Raw genomic sequence first — 10,403 nt, 5'->3', positions numbered from 1 at the left:
CGTGCAGCGCACAACCAGGGCTTCTATCAACCCGAAACGGTGTTGGCACTTACTCGCGAAGCACGCGGGCCACGTAGCGCAGGCCGGTGGCGTCGGTAGCGGTGAGCAGGTACAAGCCGGGCGGCACGCCGGCCAGCGAGAGGCGTTGCTCGGCGGCGGGGGGGGCGGGCCACTGGCGCACCAGCCGGCCGGCCGCGTCGTGCAGGGCGAGATGGCCGCGCAGGGGACGGCCGGGGCGCAGCACCAGCTCGTGGCGGCCGGCGGGCAGCGGGTTGGGCCAGGCGGCCAGCGCGGCGGGCCGCTCCCGGGCCGGGCGGGTGGAGAGCACGCGCCAGTCGGCGTGGATGCCCAGGAACAGGTCGGCGCCGCCGCGCGGGCCGCTGGTGGTATAGCCGCTGAACACGTAGCGGTTGGTGCCGGGCTCTACGGCCAGCCCGGCCACGGTTTCCGTGCCCGCACCGCGGAAGAGCACCGTGTCGCGCAACGTTTGCCCGGCCGCGCTGAGCTTGGCCAGGTACACGCGCCCGCCGCCGGAGAAGAAGAACTGGCCGGCCACCACCAGCGTGCCGTCGGGTAGGGGCTGCACCTGCCGGGCCGAGGCAAAGCCGCGCACCGTGCCGTTGTCGAAGCGCAACTGCCGGGTCCAGAGCGTGTCCAGGGCGGGCGTGAAACGCACCAGCCGGCCCGTGCTGCCTTCGCAGGCCACATAGCCCCCGTTATTGGGCAGCGAAGCTACGCTTTGCAGGTTGTCGTAGCTTCTGCCGTAGAGTGGCTTGGTTTGATCTACCACGCCGGCCTCGGTCAGGTGCAGCAACTTGCGGGCGCCGGCAGCAGTTCCGCCGGTGGCGTTTTCCACCCAGTACCCGCCCCGGCTGGAGGCGTCCTTAAACAGGCCGCTCAGGTAGCCGACGTCGCCGGCGTCGTAGTTGATGGTGGTGCGGGCCAGCACCTGCCCGGCGGCGCTGACTTTGAGCCACTGCGGGAACGTGCCCAGAGAGCCCGTCAGCACAAAGTTCCCGTCGTGGCCCAGTACCAGGCCTGTGTATCCGTCGATGGTGGGCCCGCCCGTTTTGCGGGTCCAGAGCGTGTCGCCCTGGGCGTTAAAGAGTACCAGCATGGCCGCGTCGTCGATGGGCACCGCATTTGTATTCGCGCCGCTAATGGCTACCAGTATCTGGCCTGCCGCGTTTTCGCACACGCCAGATACATTAATACCATTAAAGCCCAATCTTTGGCGCCGGGTCCAGAGCGTGTCGCCTTGTGAGTTTACGCGCACCAGGTAGAGGCGCTCATTGAAGTTCGATGAAGGTCGTGGCTGATGGTCGCCCACCAGCAGGTAGCCGCCGCCCCGCACGGGCGTCAGCAAGCCGTACGATTCCTCGCCAGTGGTGCCGTACACGTGCTGCCGCAGCAGTTGCGCCTGGGCCGGCAGCCCCAGCAGGGCGGCCAGCCACAAAATGCATACACAGAAAAAACGCATACCCGAAGGATTAAGGGTTGATTTGCACGCGGCGGGTGAGGCGCTGGCCCTGGGGGCCGGTGAGTTCCAGCAGGTAGGCTCCGGCCGGCAGGCCCGCCAGGGAAACGGGCGCCTGCGTGCCCTGGCCCTGGCGCACGGCCCGGCCGTAGGGCGTAAGCAGGCGGTAGGTATAGCGGGTGGCCTCGGCGGCGGGCACGCGTTCCAGCGCAAAGCGCAGCTGCTGGTCGGTAGCCGGGTTGGGGAACACCGCCAGGCCGGCGGCGCTGCGGCCCACCACTACGGTGCCGGTTTCGCGGATTTCCAATGCCATAAAAAATAAAAAAGGTAAAGAAGACGCTCGACCAAGCGCCAGCAAATTCAGGTTAACAGCGTGTACAATAACAAAAAGTGTGTGACAGTAGGGCCGTAAGGGCGTGGAGCTTGGGCAGAAAGAAAGAGTTTATTTCCGGCTTACCAACCAGGGCATTGCTATTTTTTCGTGTGCAAACGTACGCAGCCACGCCATCGGCAGGAGCGCGGGCCGCAATACTTCGCACCGCAATATCTTCGTGCTGTAACTCACCCGTTGGCCATGCTCACCTCCAAACTGCCCGACGTGGGCACCAGCATTTTCGCCGTCATGTCGCAGTTGGCTGCCGAGCACGGCGCCATCAACCTCGCCCAGGGCTTCCCCGATTTCAACCCGCCCGCGGCCCTCACCGAGGCCTTGGTGGAATTTGCCCGCGGCAGCCAGCACCAGTACGCGCCCATGCCCGGCCTGCCGCTGCTGCGCGAACGAATAGCCGCCAAAACTGCCCGGGTGTACCACGTGCCCGCCCCCGATCCGGCCACCGACATAACCATCACGAGCGGGGCCACCGAGGCGCTGTACGCCGTGCTGGCCGCCGTGGTACAGCCCGGCGACGAAGTGCTGGTATTGGAACCCGCTTACGACCTGTACGGGCCTGCCATCCGGTTGCAGGGCGGTGTGCCGGTATACGTGCCCCTCACCGCGCCCACGTTCCGGCCCGACTGGCAGCGCGTGGCCGATGCCATTACCCCGCGCACCCGGCTGGTTATGGCAAACACCCCCCATAACCCCAGCGGCGCCGTTTTCTCCGACGACGACTGGCAGCAGCTGGCCGCCATTCTGGCCCCCACGCACGCCTTGCTGCTCTCCGACGAGGTGTACGAGCACATGACCTTCGACGAGCAGCCGCACCGCTCGGCGCTGCAGTACCCCAGCTTGCGCGAGCGGGCGTTTGTGCTGTCGTCGTTCGGCAAAACGTACCACGCCACCGGATGGAAAGTGGGCTACTGCGTGGCGCCACCGCAGCTGAGCGCCGAGGTGCGCCGGGTACACCAGTTCGTGACCTTTAGCGTAAGCACGCTGGCCCAACTGGCCATTACCGCTGTTATCGAGGACTCCGCGCACTACCAGGAGCTGCCGGCCTTTATGCAGGCCAAGCGGGACTTGTTTGGCGAGTTGATGCAGCACACGCGGTTTGAGCTGCTGCCCACCTCCGGCTCCTATTTCCAGCTCGCCCGCTACGACCGGATTGCCCCCGGTGTCGACGATGTAACGTTTGCGCGCCGCCTTACCACCGAGCATGGCGTGGCGGTAGTTCCCGTATCGGCGTTCTACCACAATCAAACCGACCACGGCCTGGTGCGCTTCTGCTTTGCCAAACAGGACAGCACCCTGCGCGCCGCCGCCCAGCGTTTACACAACCTGTAACGCTTACTTGCTCACCTCCAAGCCTGTATGCCCGGCTGCCCCGTTCGGGAAACGTAACTACAGCTTGAACTGGTTGTTGACTTTCCTGACCTGCGCGTTACTGAAAAGCGCTTGCAGAGGCAGTTTCTTATTGACTTTTGTTAGATAATTGGGTTTATTCAGGAAAACTTTCTCTTCACCGCGGATTGCCCTTCTGTGTCTGACCTCACTGTTTCGTTCGTGCAAGCCAGCCTGCAATGGCACAACCCCGACGCTAACCGCGCCATGCTAGCCCGCCATGTAGGGGAAATTTCCATTGCCACCGACCTGGTGGTGCTGCCCGAAATGTTCCCGACCGGCTTCAGCATGGATGCCCCTGCCCAGGCCGAGCCGGCCGACGGCCCCACCCTGGACTGGATGCGCAAGCTGGCCGCCGCCCGCGACGCCGTGGTTACCGGCAGCGTAATGGTAACCGAGGACGGCCACTACTACAACCGCCTTTTCTGGGTCCGCCCCGACGGCTCGTATAGCCACTACGACAAGCGTCACCTGTTTCGCATGGCCGGTGAGCATGAGGTATACACGCCCGGTCAACACCGGCTGGTAGAAGAATGGCGCGGCTGGCGCATTTGCCCGCTTATCTGTTACGACCTGCGTTTTCCCGTGTGGAGCCGCAACGACGCCCAAAACCCCTACGACCTGCTGCTGTACGTAGCTAATTGGCCCGCCGTGCGCCGCACCGCCTGGATGACCCTGCTGCGCGCCCGCGCCATGGAAAATCTGGCCTACACTTTAGGCGTGAACTGCGTGGGTATCGACGGCAACAGCCACACCTACGACGGCGACTCGGCTTTGCTGGATATGAAAGGCGAGTACCTCGTGGAGGTGGGCAACCAGGAAACGGGCATTACGCGTACCCTGCGCCGCGCCGACCTCGCCGCGTACCGCAAGCGGTTCGCAGCCCTGCAAGACGCCGATTCGTTTGAGATAAACGTGGGAGAATTGCAGAGCTGATTTTCCCGCCTTTTACTGCACCACCAAACGCTGTACGCTGCTGCTGCCGTCGGTGGCGCTGGTTACCCGCAACAGGTAAACGCCCGCGGCCAGGCCGCGCAAATCAAGCTGGTGCCGGCGCTGAGCCAGGTCCACGCTCCGAACGTAGCGGCCGGTTAAATCGAGCAGCGCCAGGCGCGTGGGTACGCCGGTTTCCACGGTAGCCGCGGCGGTAGCGGGATTTGGGTACACTTGCAGCGGCCAGGTAGCTTTAGCCGCCGTGCGAACAGGCAACACCCGGTTGCGGGTGCCGAATACTTGTACACCGCCGGTTTGCAAACCAATGAACATTTCCGGGGCAGCGTCGCCGTTTACGTCGGCCAGGGCCAAACCGTGGCGCAGCACGAAACCACGGTCGAGCCGAGCCACGTCGTTCTGGCCCGTGAGCGAATTATAGAACACATCGGTGCGGGCCGAGAACGGGCCCGTTTGCGCCCGGAAGTTGGCGTACAGACGCACACTACCGCTGCCATCTACCGTTACCAGATCGAGGGTGCCGTCGCCGTCTACGTCGGCCACGGCGGGCGCCAGGTTCTCGGGTTTGCGGTTGTTACCGTCCCGAATCATGCCGTAATCGGGGTTCAGCAGCTGAAATGCGGTTCGAAAGGGCTGGCCCGGCACGCGACGGTAGTATCGCAAAGCCCCGCCGGGGTTGGGGTCGCGGGTGCCCATGAGCAGGTCCACGAACCCGTCGCCGTCCACGTCGGTAAAGCAGGGAATGTCTTCGCGGCCCGACCAGTTGTACTGCAGATCAAGGTGGTCGAACTGGCTGGCGTTAAAGCTTACCGGCTGGCCCGCCGCGGCCGTGTTTAGGTGGTAAAACACCTGCGTGGCCTGCGAATACTCAGCCGTGTAGGCCAAATCGGCGGCACCGTCGCGGTTCAGGTCGGTCAGCACCGGGTGAATGTTCCAGTAGCGCCGCGCCGACAGGCCGAGGTAATCGTTGGTAACGAGCCGGAAAACGGGACGGGTAGCGGTTCCCACGTTCTGGTAGTAAGCCAGCGTGGCGTAATAGGTAGTTTGGCTGCCGGCGTTTCCGTTCTGGTCGGCAAAGTTGCCCAGCAGCATGTCCACCAGTCCGTCGCCGTTCAGGTCGCCGAAAGCTGGGTTTGCCCCCTCGCTGCGGTCAATCATCTGGTCTTGCAAAAACCCGCCGGCCCGGGGCGTATAGCTAAGGCTGGTGCCCGCACTGGTATTTTCGAACAGCCGCGTGGTTTGCCGCATGCTTGTTTGGTCGAGGTTATCGACGAGGGCCGGTGCCACCACCAGGTCGGGGCGCCCATCGAAGGTGACATCGACGGAGAAGCCGGCCGGGAAGTTGGGCACCGAAACCGACCCAATGCCGTTGGGCAGCGGATTTAGCAAGCTGGTGCTGCTGGTAGCCGCTAACTGGCGGGTGCCGGTATTGCGAATTCCAACCCATTCGGAGCACCCGTCGCGGCCCGCCAGCACGTCCAGGTCCTGGTCGCCGTCGAGGTCTTGCAGCAGCAGCGCGAAACCGCCGGTGTGGGTTGGTTTCCGGCAAAAATCCCCGGCAAAGGCATACGACGTGCAGGTGGTACCGCAGAAGGTAATGTCGCCCCAAAAAATGGTGGGGCGGTCGAACTGCAGCCCGCTGCCGCAGCTGCCGCCCACGTTGCGGTAGAATTCAATGTTGGCTCCGCTCGCGCCGTCGAAGGCAATGATGTCCAGGTCGCCGTCGCCGTCTACGTCCTGAATAGCCGGTAAATTGTAGGCGCTGAGGAAAATAGGCGTGGAGAAAGTAGGCGAAAGGGCGTAGATCAGTTCGTTGCTGGCCAGCTGAAATGCGGGACGACTATTGGCGCCGGCCACGCTCACGTTGCGGTACACGCGCACGTTGCCGGTACCGGCACGGGTAAACAAATCGGGGCGGCCGTCGCAGTCGTAGTCGCGCAGCAGGGCCCACCCTTCGAGGTCGGTGGGGAAGGCGCTTTCGTAGTCGGGGGCGTAGTGCCAGCGACGTCCGCCGCCGGCCGCGGCCACGTTCAGGTACGTGGTTACGCGGGAGCTGATGCGGTCGAACACCATCAGGTCCTGCTGCCCGTCGCTGTTGAGGTCGATGTTGGAAAACTCGGGGCTGTTTAGGCCACCAGCCCACGCGTGCTGTAGCGTATCGGTACCCACCACCACGGAAGCCAGCTGGGGGCGGGCTTCAAAGGCAAACAACGATTGGGCGGGGGCCGCAAACGGCAGGCCCAGTACTGCTAACAGCAGAAAACGGGTACGCATGGGCATGAAGCAAACAGGTGGTGGGTGGATAACAATACGCGGCGGTTTTGTGGCGACTGAAAAACCCCGAATTTGCGCCGCGGTTCGGCCCAAACCCGCCGCCGGATTTGCATTCCAAGTTACGCCAAACGCGCCGGTATGTCGCTACCCGATTACTCTGACCTCTACGCCCGGTTCCGGCAGTGCAGTGCTGCAAGCACCGATTCGCGCCAACCGCAGTCGAATACCCTCTTTTTTGCCCTCAACGGTCCGTCGTTCCGCGGCGCCACCTTTGCTCCGCAGGCCCTGGCCCAGGGCGCCCGCTACGCCGTGGTAGACGATGCCGCCGTGGCCGCCCTAGACCCCGCCCGCTACGTGCTGGTGCCCGATACCCTGGAGGCCCTGCAGCAGCTGGCGCTGCACCACCGACGGCAGCTAACGATGCCGGTAGTAGCCATAACCGGCTCGAATGGCAAAACCACCACCAAAGAGCTGGTATACGCCGTACTCAGCCGCCGCTTCCGCGTGCAATACACCCGTGGCAACCTCAACAACCACATCGGCGTGCCGCTCACCCTGCTCTCCATTGATGCCGCCCAGCACGATATAGCGGTGGTGGAAATGGGCGCCAACCACCAGGGCGAAATTGCCTTCCTCTGCGGCCTGGCCGAGCCCTCGCACGGCCTGATTACCAACATTGGCAAAGCGCACCTGGAAGGGTTTGGGGGCGCCGAGGGCGTGGCCAAGGGCAAGGGCGAAATGTTCCGCTACCTGGCTGCCAGCGGTGGTACGGCCTTCGTAAACACCGCCGACGCGCGCATTCCGGGCATTGCCGAGGCGGTAGCCCAGCGCGTGAGCTACCCCAACCCCACCGATACCTACCCGGCGGCACTGCTGGCCGCCGACCCCCACGTCAGCCTGCAACTCTTCGACGGTACCCAGGTGGAGGCCCGCATAACCGGGGCGTACAATTTCCCGAACCTGGCCGCCGCCGCCGCCGTGGGCGCCCACTTTGGGGTACCCACGGCCGATATTGCCGCTGGCCTGGCCGGCTACGACCCCACCAACAACCGTTCGCAGCTGGTGCGCACGTCCCGCAACGAAGTTATTCTGGATGCTTACAATGCGAATCCGTCGTCGATGGCGGCGGCCGTTACCAGCTTAGCAGCCCGCCCCGGCGACAACGCCCGCAAAGCCGTGCTGCTGGCCGATATGTTTGAGCTAGGCGAGGAAAGCGCCGCCGAACACCAAGCCCTGGGCGAGTTGATAGCGGAACAGGGTTTCGGTACCGTGGTGCTCATTGGCCCGGAAATGCAGCGCGCCGTGCAACCGGGCTTTCAGCACTTCATCACCAAAGACGAGGCGGCCGCGTGGCTCCAAGCGCACCCCTTGCAAAATCAGCAGGTGCTGGTGAAAGGCTCCCGCGGCATGGGCTTGGAAACCCTTATGCAGCTGCTGTAACAAGAAAAACAGCCCGGGAAAGTGGTGAAGTGCGGTTTTGCCGTCACCACTTTCCCGGGCTGTTTTTGAGTTATCTGCCTGCCTAAAACGGAGAATTGAAATCGGCCAGCCGGGGCAGCACGGCGTCTTTCGGCGACACGTTCGGGTTTTCCACACCCCAGTCGATGTTTAGCGCCGGGTCGTTCCAGCACAGCCCGCCTTCCGACTCGGGATGGTAGTAGTCGGTGCACTTGTAGAGAAACACGTTGTTGTCTTCGAGGGCTAGAAAGCCGTGAGCGAAGCCACGAGGCACATAAAGCATGTTGTAGTTTTCGGCATCGAGCATCACCTTCACGTGCTGCCCGTAGGTGGGCGAGTCGCGGCGAATGTCCACCACCACGTCGAGGGAGCGGCCGAAGGCAACGCGCACCAGCTTGGCCTGCGCGTGGGGAGGAAGCTGGAAGTGCAGTCCCCGCAGCACGCCTTTGGTCGAAATCGAATGGTTGTCCTGCACCCAGTTTTCTTCAATGCCAGTGAGTTCGGCGAAGCGCTGGGCATTAAATGACTCAAAAAAAGCGCCGCGGGCATCAGTAAACACGCGGGGAATCATCTCGACCACGCCGGCCAGGGCATGTTGCTTGATATTCATCGGGGACGGAAGGAGTGATAAGGGAGCTGCTGCGTTACGGCGAAGCGGCGGAAAAGTTAGTGCGTTAACGGCGTATTGCCTGCTTACGGCCAATTTCTTCCACCGTACGCAGGTATTTTTGTAGCACCAGTTGCTCGTCGAATTTCTCCACGGCTAACTGGCGGCTGGCCTGGCCCATGCGGCGCAAATCTGCTTCGGGCAGGCGCAGTACTTGCAATAGCTTGGCCGCCAGGTCATCGGCCGAGCGAACCTGACAGAGGTAGCCGTTCTGCCCGTCAATCACGGTTTCGCGGCAGCCGGGCACGTCGGTAGTTACCAGGGGCTTGCCCAAGGCAGCGGCTTCGAGCAGGGTTTTGGGGGTGCCTTCGCGGTACGAGGGCAGCACCACGCTGTTGGCCTGGTGAATGTGGCCGGGCACGTCGTCGGAGGTGCCGAGGTACTCCACGTGGCCTTCCTTCAGCCACTCCTCGAACACGGCGCGCTTCACGCCCACCCCACCCGATTCGTCGATGCCGCCCAGCAATTGAAAGCGCGTGCCGGGTACCTGCGCACGCACGGCTTTGGCGGCTTCGAAGTATTCCTGCACTCCTTTTTCGTAGAGCACGCGGGCAATCATGAGGAACACAAACGGCTCGTGGCGCACGGGGGCATCGGGGTTCGGGCGGTACGTGGCGGTGTCGATGCCAGAGCCGGGCACGAGGTCGGTTACGGCTTCGCGCACGAGGCCGTGCTGCAAAAACAGCTGCCGGTCGTCGTCGTTCTGAAAAAACACCCGGTACGGAAACTGGAACGCGAACTTGTACAGCGCCAGGGCCACGCGGCTTACAAAATTCTGCACGATGAACACCGTACCCAGGCCCGACACGTTGTTCACGCTGGGCACACCAGCGAGTTTAGCGGCCAGCGTACCGTAGATGTTGGGTTTGATGGTGTATTGCAGCACTACATCGGGCCGGTGGCGGCGGTAGGCGTCGTAAAAGCGTTTGGTCAGCAGGGCATCCTGTACGGGGTTGGTGCCTTTGTTTTCCATTTCCACGGGCACAAACTCGCAGCCCAACTCGGTTACCAACCGCTGGGAATACGCATCGGGCGGGGCAATGGCCAGTACTTGGTGGCCGGCGCCCTGCAGGGCACGCACCAGGTTGCGGCGGAAGTTCCAGATGTTCCAGCTGGTATTGATGACGATAGCAACGCGCATAAAAAAACGGCGCGGGTAAAGCAGCGCCGGGCGGCAAAGGTATAACGGATGCGCTTGGGCAAAGCGGTTCCGCGGAAAGCGCCTGTTGAGCCGCTTCATTCTGCGTGTTTAGCTGCGGGGTTGAAGTAGGTCGTATCTAGTTTTTAATTACCTGCCCTAGGGCCGTTACCTACCTTTGCAAAAGCATGAACATTACACCCACCACGTCGCGCAACCGCAGACGGCACGGAACTTCCTTTTTGTCCTGCGCTGCTGCTGCGGCAGGGCTCATTTACCTGACCTTGCTAGCTGGCTGCAACAGCGCTGGCTCCGAAACCGCACCCCCTACAACTACCGAAACCGCACCCACGGAATTACCCGGCAAGGCGCTTTACACCCAGAACTGCGCCATTTGCCACGGTGCAAACGGCAAACTGGGCGTAAACGGCGCCCACGACCTGACCAAGAGCAACCTCAACCAAATGGGCCGCACGTACATCGTAACCAATGGGCTGGGGAAGATGCCGTCGTTTAAAGACCAACTCACGCCCGAGCAGATTCAGGAGGTAGTGGCGTATTCGCTCACGTTGCGCTAAACCCACTACCGGCCAATGGATTTGACGGCGGCGCGCACGTTCCGGCATCCTGCTGATACCGCTGCGGCCCCGTTTACCAACCA

The 10,403-nt window shown here is 62.9% G+C and carries 9 protein-coding genes; 4 read left to right on the top strand and 5 right to left on the bottom strand.

Features of this window, described 5'->3' with window-relative positions:
- Positions 1–49: 49 nt before the first annotated feature.
- Positions 50–1,480, bottom strand: coding sequence for a hypothetical protein (locus ABD903_RS22300; RefSeq protein WP_345227926.1), 1,431 nt, complete (start codon positions 1,478–1,480; stop codon positions 50–52).
- 10 nt (positions 1,481–1,490) lie between these two features.
- On the bottom strand, positions 1,491–1,790 hold the full coding sequence (locus ABD903_RS22295) for a T9SS type A sorting domain-containing protein (protein ID WP_345227924.1): 300 nt from the start codon (positions 1,788–1,790) through the stop codon (positions 1,491–1,493).
- Positions 1,791–2,051: 261 nt separating this feature from the next.
- Here ABD903_RS22295 and ABD903_RS22290 point away from each other — a divergent pair, with 261 nt between their 5' ends.
- Complete coding sequence (locus ABD903_RS22290) at positions 2,052–3,197, top strand: methionine aminotransferase (protein ID WP_345227922.1); 1,146 nt, start codon at positions 2,052–2,054, stop codon at positions 3,195–3,197.
- 195 nt (positions 3,198–3,392) lie between these two features.
- A complete protein-coding gene (locus ABD903_RS22285; protein WP_345227921.1) occupies positions 3,393–4,190 on the top strand; it encodes an amidohydrolase in 798 nt (265 codons plus the stop codon).
- 12 nt (positions 4,191–4,202) lie between these two features.
- Here the strand turns inward: ABD903_RS22285 and ABD903_RS22280 are convergent, their stop codons facing one another.
- Positions 4,203–6,479 carry a T9SS type A sorting domain-containing protein gene (locus tag ABD903_RS22280; protein ID WP_345227919.1) on the bottom strand — a complete coding sequence of 759 codons (2,277 nt, stop codon included), beginning with the start codon at positions 6,477–6,479 and terminating at the stop codon, positions 4,203–4,205.
- A gap of 138 nt (positions 6,480–6,617) precedes the next feature.
- On the opposite strand from ABD903_RS22280, the gene ABD903_RS22275 reads away from it, so the two are divergent.
- Positions 6,618–7,919: a UDP-N-acetylmuramoyl-tripeptide--D-alanyl-D-alanine ligase gene (locus ABD903_RS22275; protein WP_345227917.1), complete on the top strand. Its 1,302-nt coding sequence runs from the start codon at positions 6,618–6,620 to the stop codon at positions 7,917–7,919.
- 82 nt (positions 7,920–8,001) lie between these two features.
- Here the strand turns inward: ABD903_RS22275 and rfbC are convergent, their stop codons facing one another.
- The gene (rfbC, locus tag ABD903_RS22270) at positions 8,002–8,547 is read right to left on the bottom strand and encodes a dTDP-4-dehydrorhamnose 3,5-epimerase (RefSeq protein WP_345227915.1); all 546 of its coding nucleotides are present in this window, start codon (positions 8,545–8,547) and stop codon (positions 8,002–8,004) included.
- A 64-nt stretch (positions 8,548–8,611) separates the two neighbouring features.
- Positions 8,612–9,745 (bottom strand): glycosyltransferase family 4 protein, encoded by a 1,134-nt coding sequence (locus tag ABD903_RS22265; RefSeq protein WP_345227914.1) that lies wholly within the window; start codon positions 9,743–9,745, stop codon positions 8,612–8,614.
- Between the two features lie 185 nt (positions 9,746–9,930).
- On the opposite strand from ABD903_RS22265, the gene ABD903_RS22260 reads away from it, so the two are divergent.
- Positions 9,931–10,320 carry a c-type cytochrome gene (locus ABD903_RS22260; protein ID WP_345227911.1) on the top strand — a complete coding sequence of 130 codons (390 nt, stop codon included), beginning with the start codon at positions 9,931–9,933 and terminating at the stop codon, positions 10,318–10,320.
- Positions 10,321–10,403: the final 83 nt, after the last annotated feature.

Source organism: Hymenobacter koreensis, assembly GCF_039541855.1.
GTDB lineage: Bacteria > Bacteroidota > Bacteroidia > Cytophagales > Hymenobacteraceae > Solirubrum > Solirubrum koreensis.
Note: the sequence above shows the minus strand (reverse complement) of the source record. Positions and strands in the feature narration are given on the sequence as shown.